The organism is Castellaniella sp. WN, assembly GCF_054457555.1.
In genome coordinates, this window is sequence record NZ_JBTKZC010000001.1 from 536,862 (window position 1) to 554,802 (window position 17,941).

Consider the following 17,941-nt stretch of genomic DNA (forward strand, 5'->3'; position numbering starts at 1 on the left):
CGGGATGATGCCGTAAAGAGAGACTGAGGCGGTGCCTATAAGAGCCAATCAATCGGCAGCAGGGCGGTCAGCGCGACGCCAGCCCGGCGCCAGAGGCTTGCGGCGGGTTCGTGGCGGTGCACGATCGTTGCCGAATCGGCCTGCTCGATCCACTCGAGTTTCCCATTCCCGCCGATTTGCACCTTATAGGCATGGGACGCAAGAAGCCCGTCGAAACGGTCGGCAATCTCGACCGCCAGGTTCGGGCTTTCAATGATGAATCCCATTTCGGTATTAAGCTTTTGTGAGCGCGGATCGAAGTTGAAGGAGCCGATGAATACGCGCTGGCGGTCGATAGTGAATACCTTGGCATGCAGGCTGGAGCCCGATCTCCCCGCCAGCCCTTTGTCGCGAACCTTGGGGATGGAGGCCATGCGTTTCAGTTCAAAAAGGGTGGCGCCCGCCGCGAGCAACGGCCTGCGCCGCTTGGCGTAGCCGGCATGGACGACGACCACGTCGGTGGCCTCGAGCGAGTTGGTCAGCAGCGTGACCTTCACGCCCTTTTGTACGAGCGCCGCAAAAGCTTCGACCCCCGCCCTCGTCGGCACGAGATAAGGTGAGACCAGCTCCATCTCTCTGGCGGGGTCGCCGAGGATCGCCTGCAGCCGGGGCCAGAGCAAGGTGTGGCGCGGCGCCTTGCCCAGGCCCTTGTCCGGATTGTCGCTCATGAGCGTGATGGCGGCCCATTCGAACCGCAATCGGCCGGCCAGCAGATCGCGCACAAACGATTGCCGGGCGATGGCCTCTGTGTAGGCTCGCGCCTGCGGTCTGCTGGCCGCCTGGCGGCTGATCGACGAGAGCGCGGCGATTGCCGCCGCGGCGCGCGGCTTGCGTATGAACTGCTCTGCCGGCCTGGAGGAGCCGCTTGTCCAATAACGTTCGAAGTCATCCGTGACGGCTCCCACCACCGGACCGATTGCCATGATGTCGAGATCAATGAAAAGGGCGTTGTTCCCGGCCTCGAAGTATTCATCGCCAATGTTCCGCCCTCCCACGATGGTGACTTGGCGGTCCGCCGTGAACGATTTGTTGTGCATGCGCCGGTTCAGGCGCGAGAAATCGGTCAGGTAACCCAATGCCCGCCAGCGTCGTGCAGTGAAGGCATTGAACAGCCTCACCTCGATATTCGGATGGGCATTCAGCCCGGCAATGATTGTGTCCAGCCCCGCCGTATTGTTGTCATCGAGCAGCAGCCGCACGCGCACGCCGCGCTTGGCCGCGCGCCACAGGGCATCAAAGAGCAACAGGCCGGTCATGTCGTCATGCCAGATGTAGTACTGCACATCCAGGGAGCATTCGGCCGCATCGGCGAGCGCGACACGCGCTGCGAAGGCCGCGCGGCCTTCGGACAGCGTAACGAATCCTGATTTCGCGGCATGCGCCCGGAACAGCGGCATGACGGACTGCGCGAGTCTGGTTTCATCCGTTGCGACCGGAATGGATGCGTGGACAGGCGCCTCGGCGGTTCGGGATCTTGTGTGGTGGCAGCCATGCAAGAGTGCCCGACCCACCGCCCGCATCATGGCCTGGAAGCGAGTCCTGGAAAGACGCATGGACGGGATCTCCTCGTTCGGCGATGGTTTTTCATGGCGCGCGGGGATGCGCCGCCGCATCGTGCAAAGCGCCTTGCAGCCGCGGCCGCAAGGCGGCGGGCGCTGTACGCCTCACCCACACCTCGGGCGTGCCATGCCAGTTCGCGCACCGCTGGATTGCCTTGGCCACCGCCCGCAGCGCGGCATCGTTCAGCATACCGTCCTTCTCCACGAACAGGGCCTTGACCTCGAACACGCCTCGCGTCCGGTGCGCCTTGGCATCCAGCCGTCCCACCAGTGCGCCCCGGTGCAGGATAGGCAGAACGAAGTAGCCGTAGGCTCGCTTCTCTTCGGGTGTGTAGCACTCGATGCGGTAATCGAATCCCCACAGCGCCGAGGCGCGTTCACGGTCCCACACCAGCGGGTCGAAAGGAGACAGCAGCGTAGTGTGAGTGGCGCGCAGCCGGCCGTTCATGGCTTTTTGCAGCAAGCCGGCGTGCAACCGGTGCACATAACCCGGGTTCGACCAGCCGCGCACGTCCACGCGCCGCAGTACGTCCCGGGCCACCAGCGTGTCCAGGTCGGTGTCTTTCAGACGGGGCTTCTGACGGAAGTAGTCGTTGATCCAGCGGGCCTGGGTGATACCCAGGGCGAGGACGGCTTTTTCGACGAATTGCATGTGTACCCCGGCGGCATCGGGCAAGGGCGCATCGGCCAGCGCGGGGCAGACCCGATGCGCCAAGTCGTAGACACGCTGAAATTTGTCGCGCCGTGCCACCATGAGGGCCCCCGTGGCGAATAGGGTTTCGAGCCAGCGTTTTTCGTCTTTCCAGCTCCACCAGCCGCCGCCGTGTCCGTCTTTGCGCTTGAAGTCGGATGACTTGACCGGACCTTCGGCGTCGATGCGAGCCAGCAGGGCGTCCAATTGGGGGCGGTGGCTGGCGGTATTTTCCCGCGCATGTTTCAAGCCCCAATGAACGCGTGCCTGCTGGTTGTAACTGCGATGCAGAAAAACATCGGCCATGGGAGCGAAACAGGCCTCGTGCGCCCAGGTTTCAAAGATCAGGCCCTCCGCCAAGGCTGTGTCCAGCCATGCTCGCGGATAGGCGCCCAGCCGGGAAAACAGCACCAGGTACGGGCTGCGCGCCACGACGTGGATGGTATCGATCTGCAGCAGATGCATGCGCTCGATGCACTGGCGCAGATCTTGCACAGTGGCCTTGCGGCGCGGCGCCGTCAGCAAACCCTGGGTGGCGAGTTGCAGATTGCGGGCCTGGGCGAGGGACAATGGTTGGCTCGGCATGCATTCAATATGTGCGGCTGTTTCTGTCTCATATCTTCGCACGCATCGATGGCGCGATCCCGATCCGGCGCCGGCCGGTTCAGAACTCTTCCAGAAACCGCATGCGGAACCGGCGTCCCTTGATGTTGCTACCGGAAAGCCGCGAGAATGCCTGCTTGGCTATCCGGCGATCCAGCGCCACGTAAGCGCTGAATTCGGCGATGTCGATCTTGCCGACCTGCTCGAAAGCCAGACCGCCGTCGCCGGTCAGGGCGCCCAGCAGGTCGCCGGGGCGCAGCTTGTCCTTCTTGCCGCCCTGGATGCACAAGGTGATCATGGGCGCGCGCAAGGGGCGGCCGGATCCGGGGCGCAGCGACTTGAGATCGGCCCATTTCAGCGGGGCGCCCTGGTATTGCTCGACCAGATCGGCCCAGCGCATTTCCTCCGGCGAACACAGGCTCAGCGCCAGGCCTTTGCGGTCGCCCCGGCCGCTGCGGCCAATCCGGTGCACGTGAACCTCGGTGTCCCTGGTCACGTCCACGTTGATCACGGCATCCAGATTCCGGATATCCAGGCCGCGGGCGGCCACGTCGGTCGCGACCAGGACCGTGCAGCTCCGGTTGGCGAACTGGATCAGGATTTCATCGCGTTCCCGCTGCTCCAGATCGCCGTTGAGCGCCTGAGCCCCGATGCCTTCGGCCCGCAGGCGTTCGATCAGATCGTAGCCGCGGATCTTGGTGTTGCAGAATGCCAGCGTGGAGACCGGCCGGAAGTGGGTCAGCAGCGTGACCACGGCATCCAGCCTTTCGTCTTCGCCGACTTCGTAGAATATCTGTTCGATGCGGCTGGCTTCATGAGGGGCTTCGGCTTTGACTTCGACCGGGCTGCGCAGGAAACGGGCGCTGAGCTTGCGGATGTTGTCGGGGTAGGTCGCCGAGAATAGCAGGGTCTGCCGCCTGGCCGGGCAGTGCGAGGCGATCGTGACGATGTCGTCGTGAAAGCCCATGTCCACCATGCGATCGGCCTCGTCCAGCACCAGCGTGTTCAGACCGGACAGGACCAGGCTGCCGCGTGCCAGGTGATCCTGGATGCGGCCGGGCGTGCCCACCACGAGATGGGCGCCGCGGAATAGCGATTCGGCCTGGGGACGCGTGGCGGCGCCTCCGCACAGCGTCAACACCTTGACGTTGGGGATCAGACGGGCCAGCCGGCGCAGTTCCTGGGCAACCTGGTCCGCCAATTCGCGGGTGGGGCAGACTACCAGCGCCTGCGGAGTCAGATGGTTGACGTCAAGTTTCTGCAGCACGCCCAGGCCGAATGCCGCCGTCTTGCCGCTGCCCGTCCTGGCTTGCGCGATCAGGTCGCGGCCTTCGAGGATGAGCGGCAGGCTTTCCGCCTGGATAGGCGTCATTTGTTCGAAGCCCAGACTTCGCAGGTTGTCCAGCAGAACGGGCAGGAGGGGCAGGGAGGCAAAGGCCGTTTCGGTCACGATAGGGTTCGCAAGTAGGCGAAAGATTGGATCGACCGCCAGTGTATGCTTTTGCCACGCCTGGCGTTCTCGGTCAGGGCCTTCAAAGAACCCACTTGTTACCGGTCTATACTCTTGCCCATGTCTACCACCCAGAACCTGCACCTCGGCCATGCCGGCGAGTCCTATCCGGACGCCTTCTACGTCCGCCGCGGGGAAACCGAATTCTTGTCCACCTTGCACGCCCAGGGCGCCTGGCAGCCTGGCGAGCAGCACCTGGCAGCGGCTTCCGGCCTGGTCCTGGCGGAAGCGGAGCGCCGTCTGCCCAGCGACAAACTGGTGTCCCGGGTGTCGTTCGATGTGCTGGGGGTCATCCATTCCGGTCCATTTACCATCGACGTCCGGATGGTGCGCCCGGGCCGCTCGATCGAACTGATCGAGGCCAGCATGCGCCATGGGGACCAGGTCAGCGTCCAGGCCCGGATCTGGCGCCTCGCCACGACCGATACGGCGCAGGTGCAGGGTTCGGAATGGTCGCCTCCGCCGCCACCCGACGAGATGCCGCCTCTGGCGTTTTCTTCGATCTGGGAGGGAGGGTTCATCGCATCGCTGGAAGCGCGCCGGGAAGCCGATGGCCGCCCAGGCAGGGGACGGAGCTGGATTCGCTCGTCTTATCCGCTGGTCGACGGGGAGCTCGATCCTCCCGTCGCCGGTTTCGTGAAGTTGGTCGACACCGCCAACGGACTGGCGGTGCGCGAGGACCCGAACGCGGTGTTCTTCGCAAACGTGGACTTGACCATCCATTTCACGCGCCAGCCCGAGGCCGGTTGGGCCGGTTTCGATACACGCGTCAGTTTTGGCCCGACCGGTCTGGGCGAGACTTTTTCGGTTTTGAGCGATATCCGAGGGCCCGTCGGCACGGCGGCGCAGAGCCTGACTGTGCGGATCCGGGATCGGTAAGCGCCCGTTCGCGGCCTGACGGTCGCATGGCCCGTCGGTCGCCGCGAGACGGCGTTTCTTGCGGGATCGCGCGAGATCGTGGATGCCTCGGGGTCATTCCGCCACATTCTTCCCCATTGCGCCCGCATAGAAGCGTTCCAGGGCGGCGATGATCTCCTCGGCGTCGTCGGCGTGCTCGAACAGGGCGGTGTCCTCCGGCGCGATATAGCCCTCGTCGATCAGGTAGTCGAAATTGATGGCGCGGCGCCAGAACGCGCGTCCGACGAGAACCACGGGAATCGGGGTCATCTTGCCGGTCTGGATCAGGGTCAGCACCTCGAACAGTTCGTCCAGGGTGCCATAGCCCCCCGGAAAAGCGACCAGGCCGCGCGCGCGTATCAGGAAATTCATCTTGCGCAGGGCGAAGTAGTGGAAGCGGAATGCCAGTTCCGGCGTGATATAGGCATTGGGCGCCTGTTCGTGGGGCAGGGTGATGTTCAGCCCGATCGAGCGCGCCCCGGCGTCGTATGCTCCGCGGTTGGCCGCTTCCATGATGCCCGGCCCGCCTCCGGTGACGACCACGAAATCGCACCGTTTTTCCTGCTGGAAGCGTGTCGAGATCAGCCGCGCAAAGCGCCGTGCTTCTTCATAATACTGCGCCTGTTCCACGCGGCGGCGGGCCCGGGCCAGTTTCCGTTCCTGCGTTGGATCCGCCGCTGCGGGATCCTTTTGCCGCTCCAGTTCCGCGAGCCGACTGCGCGCGGTGGCGGTGTCGCGAAGGCGCGCGCTGCCGAAGACCACCACGGTCGAGCGCACGCCCTGTTCATTCAATACGCGTTCGGGTTTGAGCAGTTCGAGCTGCAGGCGCAAGGGGCGCAGGTCTTTTTGGGCGAGCAGATCCATGTCCTCGTACGCGAGGCGGTATGTGGGCGACTTGATGATGGCGCGCAGACGTCCGGCGTCGTCCAGCGGTGGGTTCATGGCGGGTCCGCCAGGGCAACCGGCTTGCGGTTCGTGAGTGTTTTCCTGAGACGGCGGGTGCTTTCTGGAGGATGAGTCGCTCATTTTTTTCCCGGGATGCGGTTTCGGAGGTCCTGGCGGCGCATGGCCGCCGCGGGCCGTGCAGGTGCCGATGCGATGGTCTTCTGGATCAGCAGCAAGAATAGCCCGATCACACCGACGCCGATTGCCGAGGCGATGGTGAAAAGGCCGGGAACCTCGAATCCGAACAACTGGCGCAGCGGCGCAATGCCGATCACCGCCACGAGCAGGGCCGTCGTGATCAGGATCATTCCCCACAAGGCTTTATTGCGTGCGCGAAAGATCGCCTCCAGGCTGGCGCCCAGCGAACGGTTGACCAGGGCCAGCGCCATGTTCGAGCTCACGAGCGCGATGAAGGCGGCGGCGCGTGCCGCGGGTTCGGATTCTCCGTACCGGAGCAGGGCCCAGTAGAACAGACTCACCATCAGCAGCACGACGGCCCCCTGCATCAGGCTTTGCGCGATCATGCCCGGCGAGAACAAGGGGGCCGCCGGATCGCGTGGCGGACGGTCCATGACGTCGCGTTCCTCTTCCTCCGCTTCGAAGACGATCGAGCAGACCGGGTCGATGATGATTTCGAGGAATGCAATGTGCATCGGTGCAAGCAGCAGCGGCCAGCCGAGCAGCAGAGGAATCAGCGCCAGTCCGGCGATGGGGACGTGGACCGCGAAGACGAAACGCATCGCTTTGCGCAGGTTGTCGTAGATGCGCCGGCCCAGCCGGATCGCCTGCACCAGCGCGCCGAAATCATCGTCCAGCAACACTAGCGAAGCCGCCTCGCGCGCCACGTCGGTGCCGCGCCCTCCCATGGCGATGCCGATGTGGGCCGCCCTGAGGGAGGGCGCATCGTTGACGCCGTCCCCGGTCATGGCGACTATCTCTCCATTGGCCTTCAATGCCTGGACGATGCGCAGTTTCTGTTGTGGCGCCACACGCGCGAACAGGGTCGTCGCGGCGACGCTGCGGCGCAGGGCCTCGTCGCTCGAGGCCGCGACCTCCTGGCCGCGCAGCAGACCGGCCTCGGCATCGAGGCCCGCCTGGCGTGCGATGGCCCGCGCCGTGCCGGGGTGGTCTCCGGTGACCATCACCACGCGGATGCCCGCGCGCCGGCATTCCTCGATTGCCTGGGGAATGCCGTCCCGGATCGGATCGGCCAGCGCCACGAGGCCGAGCAGCCGGAAATCGAAGCCGTGCTGGTCGGCTGGCCAGTCGGTCCCGCGGAAGGCCGCCGTGGCGACGGCCAGCACGCGCATGCCTCGATCGGCATGGGAGCCGGCCTCGGCCAGCACCTGCTCCCGCAGGTCGTCGGGCAACCTGCACAGGCCGGCCACGCTTTCCGGGGCGCCCTTGGTCGCCACCATGTGGTCGGAGCGATCGTCGGCCCGCCAGACGTGGGACATTGTGGGCAGGCCCGGGCTCAGGCTGTATTCGTGCACCAGGTCCCAGCCGGCGGGGACGGGTTCGATGCAGGTCCTGGCCAAGGCATGGAACGCGCGCTCCATCGGATCGAAGGGGTCCCGCTCGCTGGCCAGCGTGCCGCATCGCAGCAGCGCCTGGAATGCCTCGTCCAGACTGTCGCCGCGGGCCCACCTCACCGGTCCGTCGGGGGTGAAACGCACGAGGGCCTCGATCGCCATCTGGTTCCGGGTCAGCGTGCCGGTCTTGTCGGTGCACAGTACCGTGGCCGAGCCCAGCGCCTCGATGGCGGACGCGCGCCGCGTCAGGACGCGATGCTGCGACAAGCGCCAGGCGCCCATGGCCGTGAACACGGTCAGGATCAGCAGGAACTCCTGAGGCAGCATCGACATGGCCATCGTGATGCCGGCCAGCGTTCCTCCCAGCCAGTCGCCGCGAGTCCAGACGAAGAGCAGGCCGATGACCAGGCTCACCGCCAGGCCGATCCAGGAGAACCAGCGCACGAGCTGGCGTGTCTGCCGGTGCAGTGGCGTCGATTCCTCCTCCATGGCGCCCAGCACCGCGCCGATACGCCCGATTTCGCTCTGCGCGCCCGTGGCCGTGATTTGCGCGACGGCCTGGCCCCCGACCACCATCGTGCCGGCATGGACCAGGACCGGCCGGGCCGCGGCGACTTGGGCCTCGTCGTTGGCCACGGCCTTGATGACCGGCAGGGATTCTCCACTCAGCAGGGACTCGTCCACGGCCAGGTCGTTGGCCTCCAGCAACTGGGCGTCCGCGGGCACGCGGTCGCCTTCCGACAGTTCGATCAGGTCGCCCCGCACGAGATCCCTGCCCGCGACCCGCCGCCGTTCCCCGTCCCGCCATACCAGGGCGCGGGGGCTGGTCATGTCGCGCAGCGCCTCGAGCACTTTTTCCGTCCGTCGTTCCTGCACCAGGGTGATCGCGACGATGACCGCGAGAAAGGCCAGCAGCACGCCAGCCTCCGAAATGTCTCCCAGGAGCAGATAGATGGACACGGCCACGGCAAGCAACTGGAACATGGGTTCGCGGGCGACTTCCAGCAGGATGCGCCAAGCGGTGCGGCGTGGCGGCCGTGGCAGCTCGTTCGGTCCGTCGAGCGCAAGGCGGCGAGCCGCCTCGGCGCTGTCGAGTCCCCTCCTGGGGGCGCAGTCGTTCATCGCATGCCCTCCGTCCCGCCGATGTCGAGCGTTTGAGGCATGGCGACCGCGGGCGGGGCGGTCATGTCCGGTCCCGTGGAAGGTCCGGCCAATGCGCCACCTGGCCGTACTCGGGGATCGTCACCCGCCAGCCGAGTCTTTGATGCAGCCTGTCGGCCAGCACCTGCGCCGCCTCCGGCTCGCCGTGCACCACGAAGGTCCGGGCCGGCGGCCGGCGGAAATGGCCCGCCCAGTCCAGCAGGGCGGCCTGATCGGCGTGCGCCGAGAGGCCGCCGATGCTGTGGATCTCGGCGTGCACGGGAATATCCTCGCCGAACAGGCGCACCCGCCTGGCGCCGTCGACCAGGCGCCGGCCGAGCGTTCCCTGCGCCTGGAAGCCGGAAATCAGCACGCTGCATTCGTGTCGGGGCAGGTTGTGGCGCAAGTGGTGGCGGATGCGTCCGGCATCGCACATGCCGCTGGCGGAAATGATGATGGCTCCGGAGCGGATCTGGTTGAGGGCCATCGATTCCTCCACGCTGGCGGTGAAGTGCAGGTAGGGGATGTCGGCGCCGCGCTCGTGCCAGCCCGACAGGCGCCGGGCTTCTTCGTCGAAAAGCTCCAGGTGGCGGCGGGTGATGCGGGTGACTTCGGTGGCCATCGGCGAATCGACGAATACCTGGGGCCGCCGCAGCCGCCCTTCGCACACGAAGCGGTGCAGGTGGTAGAGCACTTCCTGGGTACGGCCGACCGCGAACGCCGGCATGATGACGTTGCCGCCGCGCTTGAACAGGGTCTGCTCGACAATGGCGATCATTTCGTCCTCGGTGGACGCCAGGTCCTGGTGCAGGCGGTCGCCGTAGGTGGATTCCATCACCAGGATGTCGGCCTCCTGGATCGGTGTGGGATCGCGCAGGATCGGCCGTCCCGGTTGCCCCAGGTCGCCGCTGAACACCATCCTGGTGACGTGGCCGCGCTCCGTGACCGAAATCTCGATGATGGCCGAGCCGAGGATGTGACCTGCGTCGCGGAGCCGGCAGCGCACCTCGGCGTGGGGCGCGAATTCCTGGTCGTAGCCGATGCTCCGCACCCGCTTCAGGCATTCCTGCGCATCCCGTAGGGTGTACAGCGGCGGCATGGGGCGTTTTCCCCTGGAATGCCTCGCCTCGCGCCTGGCGTCGGTTTCCTGGATGTGGGCGCTGTCGGGCAGCATCACCTCGAGCAGTTCGGAAGTGGCCCCCGTGGTGTGGATCGGCCCCCTGAATCCAGAGCGGACGAGCCTGGGCAGCAGGCCGCTATGGTCGATGTGGGCATGAGTGAGCAAGACGAAATCGATGGAGGCCGGATCGAACGCGAAAGGCTTCCGGTTGCGGGCCTCGGCCTCGCGTCCGCCCTGGATCATGCCGCAATCCACCAGAAAGCGGGTATTTTCGGTCTCCACCAGGAAGCACGATCCGGTGACCTCGCGGGCCGCGCCGAGAAAACTGAGCTTCATAGGCATTCACTCCGGCTTGCGCAATGAACAGATGTCCAGGCCCGACCAAAGATGCGGCGATAGAGGAAGGATACACCTATCGTCGCGTTGATGACCCAAGTTGTGCCAGTGGTTCGACCTCCCCCTACCCCCTACTCAAACGCCACTCCCAAAAACGTCTTGATCTTCAAAATCATGAAATCGAGCATTTCCTGGGTCAACGCGGGCTGTACTCCCACCCAGAACGTTTGGTTCATGATCGTGTCCGTGTTCTCCAGTGTCCCGCTGATACGATAATTTCGACCTTGCATATAGGGTTGGCGCGTCAGATTTCCAGCAAACAGTAGTCGCGTTCCGATGCGGTACTGATCCAGGTAGGTCAGCAGGTCCAGGCGCGTGACGGGTGCGTCGTCGCGAAGCGTCAGGGGAAATCCGAACCAGGATGGATCTGAATGAGGCGTTGCTTCGGGCAGGATCAGGAAATCCTCGCAGTCGGACAATTGTTCCTTGATATAGGAAAAATGTGCTTTTCTCTGGGCGATGAAAGAGGGCGCCTTTTCAATCTGTGCCAGGGCGCAGGCGGCCTGGGTGTCAGTGATCTTCAGGTTATAGCCAAGATGGCTGTAGGTGTATTTGTGATCATAGCCGGCGGGCAGGGTGCCAAATTGCCAATTGAATCGCTTGCCACAGGTGTTGTCGCAGCCGGGGGCGCAGTAGCAGTCTCGTCCCCAGTCGCGGAAGCTTTCTGCGATTGTTTTCAGTTCTGGGTCATTGGTAAAGACGGCGCCGCCTTCTCCCATGGTGATGTGATGGGCGGGATAGAAGCTCAGTGTGCCGATATCCCCAAAGGAGCCCACCATCTTGCCTCGGTAGGTGGAGCCCAGCGCGTCGCAGCAGTCTTCAATCAGCCAGAGCCCGTATTTTTTGCACAAGGCCGTAATTTGATCCAAGTTATAGGGATTGCCCAAGGTGTGGGCCAACATGATGGCCTTGGTCTTCGGCGTGATGGCGGCCTCGATCAGGTCGGCGTTGATGTTGTATGTGCCCAGATGAATGTCAACGAATACCGGGACGGCACCAAACTGAATAATGGGATTGACTGTCGTCGGGAAGCCGGCAGCGACGCCGATCACTTCATCCCCGGGCAGAATAGCTCGTTTTCCCAGCTTGGGGCTGGTCAAGGCATTGAAGGCAACCAGATTGGCCGAAGATCCGGAATTGACCGTAATGGCGTAGTTGACCCCCAGAAATTTCGCCAGATTTTGTTCGAACTGCGTGTTGAATCGGCCTGTCGTCAGCCAGCCATCCAGCACCGCTTCAACCATCAGTTGCAGCTCTTTGCCATCGATCAGCTTGCCCGAGGGCGGAATGGCTGAACTTGCAGGGGAAAAAGGCTGGGGGGTCAGGGCGATTGCGGCGTATTTTTCCACCAAGTTTGCGATGTCCTGCCGCAAGGCTCGGGTTTCGGGCGTGTCAATCATGCTGCTGATCTCATAACAAACTGAGTTGGGAGGATAAGACTACGGGGCGCAGAGTGATTCGTAGCTTTCGATCTGGCTCAACACCAGATCCTCGGGATTTGCGCCGTTCCAGAAACGCTCGAACCAGTCTCTTGTCAGATCCAGTGCGGCCTCTACGGTCAATTGGGGTTGCCAGCCCAGCACGTGACGTGCTTTTGATGCGTCGAGCTGCAGCAGGCCGGCTTCGTGGGGGCCCGTGTGATCTTCGCTGTAATGCACGGGTACGTGCCATTGTCGGGATAGGCGTTCGATGACCCAGGCGACGGTTCGGGCGTCATGAGTGGAGGGGCCGAAGTTGAATGCCTGGGCGCACTGGGTGTTTGGATCCAGCAGGCGTTCCGCCAGCATCAGATAGCCGCGCAAAGGCTCCAGGACATGCTGCCATGGGCGGACGGCCTGGGGACGGCGGATCTGCAGGGGTTGGCGGCTATCGCGTGCGCGCACCAGATCGGGGATCAGGCGGTCGGGAGCCCAGTCGCCACCGCCAATGACATTGCCGGCGCGGGCGCTGGCCAGCGCGACTTTTTGATGACCTGGTTCTGGCTGTTCTAAAAAAGCGCGTCTATAGCTGGCCGTGACCAGTTCGGAACAGGCTTTACTGGCGCTATAGGGATCATGCCCACCCAAAGTATCGTTTTCGCGGTAGGGCCAAGGCCACTCGTGATTTTCATAGCATTTGTCCGTCGTGACGTTGACCGCTGCTTTGACGGATGGGCAATGTCGGATGGCGTCCAGGACGTGCACTGTCCCCAGGACGTTCACGGCGTAAGTCTCTGCGGGGTCCTGATACGAGCGGCGGACCAGGGGCTGGGCGGCCATATGGATCACCACTTCGGACTGGGCGCGGGACATTGCGGACCGAACTGTCTCCGGATCCCGGATGTCTCCCAGGATGGAGTCCATGCCTTGCGCGACCTGTGCCAGATCGAACAGACTGGGGGATGTAGGGGGAGGGAGGGCAAGCCCGGTGACTTCTGCACCGAGCTTTCGCAGCCATAGGCTGAGCCAGCTGCCTTTAAAACCTGTGTGGCCGGTGATAAAGACACGGCGGCCGTGCCAGAAACCGTCCTTCATTACCATGTTTTCCAGGGGGCGTGTCCCGATTGCCACAGATTCTCCAGCTGGGTTTTATCGCGGAGCGTATCCATGGGTTGCCAGAACCCTTCGTGGATATAAGCACCCAGTTGGCCTTCCTGGGCTAGGGTTTCGAGGGGGGATTGCTCCCAGAGGCAGTTGTCGCCGTCGATGTATTTGATGACCTCGGGGGACAAAATGAAGAATCCCCCGTTGATCAGACCCCCGTCGCCCTTGGGTTTTTCCTGGAAACGTTGAACCTTGCTGTCTTGAATGTCCAATGCGCCGAAACGTCCGGGTGGGGCGGTAGCCGTGATGGTGGCAAGTAGTCCATTCGACCGATGAAATGCCAACACAGCGCTAATGTCCACGTCGCTCAAGCCATCCCCATAGGTAAAGCAGAAGGATGCTTCGCCCTGAAGGTAGGGCGCAACCCGGCGGAGCCGTCCGCCTGTTTGCGTATCCAGGCCGGTGTCGACGAGGGTGACTTTCCAGGGTTCTGCGTGGCGCTCGTGGACCTGCATGGTGTTTTCCGACATGTCAAAAGTGACATCGGACATGTGCAGGAAGTAGTTGGCAAAGTACTCCTTAATCACGTACCCCTTGTAGCCGCAGCAGATGATGAAGTCGTTGATCCCGTGGTGGGAGTAGATCTTCATGATGTGCCACAACAGAGGCTTGCCGCCGATCTCCACCATGGGTTTGGGTCGGGCCGCGGTTTCTTCGCTGATGCGAGTGCCAAGTCCGCCAGCGAGGATGACTGCTTTCATGGGAGGTATCCTTTGATGCGCCTCAATGGGGGGAACAACGGTCGCGACCAAGGGCAAACAGCGCTCGTCATGGGGGCCGGTCGAAGGGCTAGAGTTTACAGTTAAAGCCTTGGCAGTATGCTGTCCGCTAGGGGTGAGCAAACCCTTGAAAAGAACGGGGAATGACGGCTATTTATCGCCCTATTGCCCCAATTGCCTAGGAGAGGAGGCTCCTATACTTGGTTTCTTTGTGGTATCGAAAAGGTCAGGCATGCAAGCCTATATCCTCTGTGGTGGATCAGGAACCCGCCTGCAGAGCGTCCTGAAAGGGGGGCAGAAAGCCTTGGTGGACGTACAAGGCAGACCTTTCCTGGCATTGGTTCTAGAACAATTGCATCAGGCGGGCGTTGATCATGCGATCTTGTGCGCCCACTACCGGGCAGATCAGATCGCGGATGCTTTGCCGTCGTTGGCAAAGAGCTCAGAGGTTTCGCTGGAACTGGTTGTTGAGCCCCAGCCTATGGGGACGGGCGGGGCGTTGCTGTACGCGCTCAGCAAGACCTCTCCTGATCGGCGTTATCTGGTGCTCAATGCGGATACTTTTCTGCCGGCTCGTGCCTATGGTGCCCTGGTTGCGCACGGTCAGGAAGGCGTGGTTCTGGTCACCCGGGTTGCTGATTGCGGGCGCTACGGAGGGCTCGAATTGGATGGAGACGGGCTCGTGCTGGCATTGCACGAAAAGGGTCGCGTGGGTCCGGGTCTGGTCAGCGCAGGGGCTTACAGTTTTTCCCACGCGGTTTGGTCAGATCATGCGGTACAGGCTTGTTCCATGGAGCATGATCTGCTACCGGGATTGATCAGGCGCAAGCAGTTGTTTGCGCACACTCATGAGGGCACGTTCATCGACATCGGTATCCCCGAGGCATTGGATCAGTTCAAACATGTGATTGTCTCAGGTGAGGCCTTATGAACCCTTTATTGAGCATTCTGACGCTGCCCGCCGATAGTACGGTGCGGGATGCCGTGAAATGCGTAGAGTCCGGCGGGCGAAAGGTCGCCTTTGTCGTGGATGGGGCAGGCTGCTTGACCGGCGTGGTGACCGATGGGGACATCCGCCGCTATTTGCTGAAAGAAGACGGAATGGATACATCGGTTTCCCGTTGTATGAATCAGCATTTTTCTTCTGTACGCATCGATACGTCTCGAGAAGAGCTGCTCAAGATCTTCGATCTGGGGTATCACGTGATCCCGGGCGTGGATGCCCAAGGGGTGCTGCGCGAGATCTACACTCGAGAGTTGCGCGCCATTCCAGAGGTGCCGATTCTGGCCAGGGCTCGAGCGCCTGTCCGGATGGGTTTTTGCGGCGGCGGATCGGATTTGACCTATTTTTTTGTTGATCATCCTGCCGCTGTGCTCAATTGCACTGTAGGACTGTATTCTCATGCCACTCTGATGCCTCGAAAGGATGGTGAAATTCATATTTATGCTGAGGACCTGGTCAAGGAAGAGCATTTCGATCATTTGCAAGCCTTGCTGGATCACGATACAAAAAGCTTGTTGTCCAGTGTCATATCGGTAGTTCGTCCAAACTATGGCTTTAATCTCTATCTACGTTCGGATTTTCCCGTTGGGTCAGGCCTTGGAGGGTCGTCTGCAGCGACGACGGCAGTGATTGCTGCATTCAATGAATTGCGCCAGGACCGATGGAACGCGTATGAGATTGCAGAGCTGGCCTTCCAGGTAGAGCGGCTTTGTTTTGGGATATCTGGAGGCTGGCAGGACCAGTATGCTTCCGCGTTCGGTGGTTTCAATCTGATCGAATTCAAGAATCAGCGTAATCTAGTCCACCCGATCCGCCTGGAAGAGGGCACGCGTAACGAATTGGAAGCTTGTCTGTTGTTATGCGACACGGGCGTTTCTCATGATTCCGGTCGCTTGCACGATGTACAGCGCTCGCAGATGCAAACAGCGTCAGCCACTCAGTCATCACTGCTGAAGGCCAGTGTCGACTTATGCCGACGCATGCATCAGCATTTGATTCGTGCCGAGCTGAACGAATTTGGCCGCTGCCTGCATGAAACCTGGTTGTTGAAGAAGCAATTTTCCAATGAAGTCAGCAATCAGAAGTTCGATGATATTTACGAGGCGGCAAGATCGGCTGGGGCCTTGGGTGGGAAATTGCTGGGTGCGGGGGGCGGTGGTTTCTTTCTGTTCTATGTTCGACCTGAAAATCGCAATGCTGTGATTCAGGCCGTCTCCGATCTGGGCTGTAGCTCTTCTCATTTTCGTTTTGAATTTAATGGCGTGACCTCATGGCGGACCAAGGCCTAATGACATCCTCTTGTGCTTCTTTTGTAATCGAAGGCATGCCTGTTGGCGGCAGCCGAGTATTCGTGATTGCTGAAATCGGCAACAATCATAATGGATCTTTGGCCTTGGCTAAGGATCTGGTGGATCAGGCGCAGGCTGCAGGGGCCGATTGCGTCAAGTTTCAGATTCGCAATCGTGAGGCGTTGTATCGAATTAAAGCGGATGGTTCCAGGGCAGAGGACTTGGGGGTCGAATACATTCAAGATCTGCTTGACAAGGTAGAGCTTCCCCTGGATGAGCATCGAGCATTGCGCGAATACTGCACCCAAAAAGGGGTGATATATTTATGCACACCGTGGGACGAGCCCAGTGTGGATGTATTGGCCGGATTCAATGTAGCGGCACTGAAGATTGCCTCGGCGGATCTTTGCAATCCCTATTTGATGAGCAAAGCAGCCTCTTTGGGTAAACCGCTGGTTGTCTCCACGGGGATGTCACACGAGCCCGAGATCATCCGGGCGATTGAACACCTGAATACGCTGGGTGTGCCTTTTGTTCTGCTGCATTGCAATAGCGCCTATCCTGCGCCAGAGCATGATATTCAGCTGGGCTATCTGAAACGCTTACGCGAACTGCACCCCTTGATCGGCTATTCGGGGCACGAACGAGGGATTGCCATTACTCTAGCGGCGGTCGCCTTAGGCGCTCAGGTGGTTGAACGGCACATCACCCTGGATCGCGGCATGGAAGGTCCCGATCACCTGGCCAGCCTCGAGCCTGCCGAGTTTCGTCAGTTGGTCGAAGGGATCCGTCAAATCGAAAAAGCCCTGTCTTGGCAGGGCCCTGGTCGTCATGCGAGCCAGGGAGAGCTGCTCAATCGTGAAAACCTGGGGAAAAGCGTCATTGCAGCCCGGGCTATCCAGACGGGCCAAGTCTTTACCGCCGACATGCTCCGCATTGCCAGCCCTGGGCAGGGGCTGGCGCCTTATCGCTTGCCAGAGCTTTTGGGGCGCACTGCGCAGCGCAGCCTGGAACAAGGTGATTTTCTGAACCCCAGTGATCTGCAGGAGCAGAAACCATTGGCGCGCGAGTATCGCTTTCCCGTGCGCTGGGGAGTGCCTGTCCGCTACCATGATTTCCGTCAGTATCGGCAATGGGTTAGCCCGGATCTGTTCGAATTTCACTTGTCCTACCGAGATCTTTCTGTAGCGCCCCAGCCTTACCTTGAAACGGTCGGGTGTTCACGGCTGGTGGTGCATGCGCCTGAATTGTTCGAGAACAGCGAATTGCTGGATCTGGTCTCTGATGATATGGATTACCGCCAAAGGTCCATCGACAATCTGCAGCGCGTGGTGGATGCAACCATGCAGATCAGTGAGTTCTTCCCGAACGCGGATGCACGATTGATTGTGGCCAACATCGGTGGGTTTTCTGCAGATGAGCCTCTGCCGTTTGAGCAGCGCGCAGTGCTCTACCAGCGATTCAAGGAATCTTGCAAGCAGATTGATTTCCGTGATACGGAGTTGATCCCGCAAAACATGGCGCCGTTCCCCTGGCACTTCGGTGGTCAGCGGCATCAGAATATTTTCATGATGCCGGATGAGTTGACTGAACAGGCCAAGGGATCGGGGCTGCGCCTGTGTCTGGATCTCTCACATCTGCAGATGACCTGCTTCCATTTCGGTCTGGACTTTCAGGCGGCACTGGTACAACTGTTGCCGTACTCGGCGCACTTGCATGTGGCTGATGCCAAGGGAAATAACGGGGAAGGGGTGCTGATGGGGACGGGCGATGTCGATTGGCCGGCGACCTGGACGCAGATCGCGCGCTATCCAGGGGTGAGTTTCATCCCCGAAGTGTGGCAAGGACACAAGGATCATGGGGCTGGGTTTTGGTCAGCGCTGAATTTTTTAGAGAAATTAAATGCGGGAGTATGA

At 61.6% G+C, this 17,941-nt stretch carries 13 protein-coding genes; 4 read left to right on the forward strand and 9 right to left on the reverse strand.

Annotation, left to right across the window (positions count from 1 at the left end):
- Nucleotides 1-35 precede the first annotated feature (35 nt).
- The 3 genes from ACTPOE_RS02465 to dbpA form a co-directional block, all read right to left on the reverse strand.
- Nucleotides 36-1,652 carry a phospholipase D family protein gene (locus ACTPOE_RS02465; protein ID WP_458870609.1) on the reverse strand — a complete coding sequence of 539 codons (1,617 nt, stop codon included), beginning with the start codon at nt 1,650-1,652 and terminating at the stop codon, nt 36-38.
- Nucleotides 1,624-2,874 carry a winged helix-turn-helix domain-containing protein gene (locus ACTPOE_RS02470; RefSeq protein WP_458870610.1) on the reverse strand — a complete coding sequence of 417 codons (1,251 nt, stop codon included), beginning with the start codon at nt 2,872-2,874 and terminating at the stop codon, nt 1,624-1,626. The genes ACTPOE_RS02465 and ACTPOE_RS02470 overlap by 29 nt, the downstream gene beginning before the upstream one ends.
- 79 nt (nt 2,875-2,953) lie before the next feature.
- Entirely contained in the window at nt 2,954-4,342 is a 1,389-nt protein-coding gene (dbpA, locus tag ACTPOE_RS02475) for an ATP-dependent RNA helicase DbpA (RefSeq protein ID WP_458870611.1), read from the reverse strand.
- A gap of 120 nt (nt 4,343-4,462) precedes the next feature.
- On the opposite strand from dbpA, the gene ACTPOE_RS02480 reads away from it, so the two are divergent.
- Nucleotides 4,463-5,281, forward strand: coding sequence for a thioesterase family protein (locus ACTPOE_RS02480; protein WP_458870612.1), 819 nt, complete (start codon nt 4,463-4,465; stop codon nt 5,279-5,281).
- Between the two features lie 93 nt (nt 5,282-5,374).
- Here ACTPOE_RS02480 and ACTPOE_RS02485 read toward each other — a convergent pair whose 3' ends face one another.
- The 6 genes from ACTPOE_RS02485 to rfbF all read right to left on the reverse strand — a co-directional run bounded on the left by ACTPOE_RS02485 (nt 5,375) and on the right by rfbF (nt 13,715).
- Nucleotides 5,375-6,241, reverse strand: coding sequence for an LOG family protein (locus tag ACTPOE_RS02485; protein ID WP_458870613.1), 867 nt, complete (start codon nt 6,239-6,241; stop codon nt 5,375-5,377).
- Between the two features lie 80 nt (nt 6,242-6,321).
- Entirely contained in the window at nt 6,322-8,898 is a 2,577-nt protein-coding gene (locus ACTPOE_RS02490) for a cation-translocating P-type ATPase (RefSeq protein WP_458870615.1), read from the reverse strand.
- 61 nt (nt 8,899-8,959) lie between these two features.
- A complete protein-coding gene (locus ACTPOE_RS02495) occupies nt 8,960-10,372 on the reverse strand; it encodes an MBL fold metallo-hydrolase RNA specificity domain-containing protein (RefSeq protein WP_458870617.1) in 1,413 nt (470 codons plus the stop codon).
- Nucleotides 10,373-10,503: 131 nt separating this feature from the next.
- Nucleotides 10,504-11,832 carry a lipopolysaccharide biosynthesis protein RfbH gene (gene rfbH / locus ACTPOE_RS02500; protein ID WP_458870618.1) on the reverse strand — a complete coding sequence of 443 codons (1,329 nt, stop codon included), beginning with the start codon at nt 11,830-11,832 and terminating at the stop codon, nt 10,504-10,506.
- Nucleotides 11,833-11,871: 39 nt separating this feature from the next.
- Complete coding sequence (gene rfbG / locus ACTPOE_RS02505) at nt 11,872-12,945, reverse strand: CDP-glucose 4,6-dehydratase (protein WP_458870619.1); 1,074 nt, start codon at nt 12,943-12,945, stop codon at nt 11,872-11,874.
- Complete coding sequence (rfbF, locus tag ACTPOE_RS02510) at nt 12,945-13,715, reverse strand: glucose-1-phosphate cytidylyltransferase (RefSeq protein ID WP_458870620.1); 771 nt, start codon at nt 13,713-13,715, stop codon at nt 12,945-12,947. The genes rfbG and rfbF overlap by 1 nt, the downstream gene beginning before the upstream one ends.
- Before the next feature lie 250 nt (nt 13,716-13,965).
- Here rfbF and ACTPOE_RS02515 point away from each other — a divergent pair, with 250 nt between their 5' ends.
- The 3 genes from ACTPOE_RS02515 to ACTPOE_RS02525 are packed head-to-tail and all read left to right on the forward strand — an operon-like array spanning nt 13,966 to nt 17,941.
- Complete coding sequence (locus ACTPOE_RS02515; RefSeq protein WP_458870621.1) at nt 13,966-14,664, forward strand: sugar phosphate nucleotidyltransferase; 699 nt, start codon at nt 13,966-13,968, stop codon at nt 14,662-14,664.
- Entirely contained in the window at nt 14,661-16,025 is a 1,365-nt protein-coding gene (locus ACTPOE_RS02520) for a GHMP family kinase ATP-binding protein (protein WP_458870622.1), read from the forward strand. The genes ACTPOE_RS02515 and ACTPOE_RS02520 overlap by 4 nt, the downstream gene beginning before the upstream one ends.
- Nucleotides 16,007-17,941, forward strand: coding sequence for an N-acetylneuraminate synthase family protein (locus ACTPOE_RS02525; protein WP_458870623.1), 1,935 nt, complete (start codon nt 16,007-16,009; stop codon nt 17,939-17,941). Before ACTPOE_RS02520 ends, ACTPOE_RS02525 begins: the two co-directional genes overlap by 19 nt.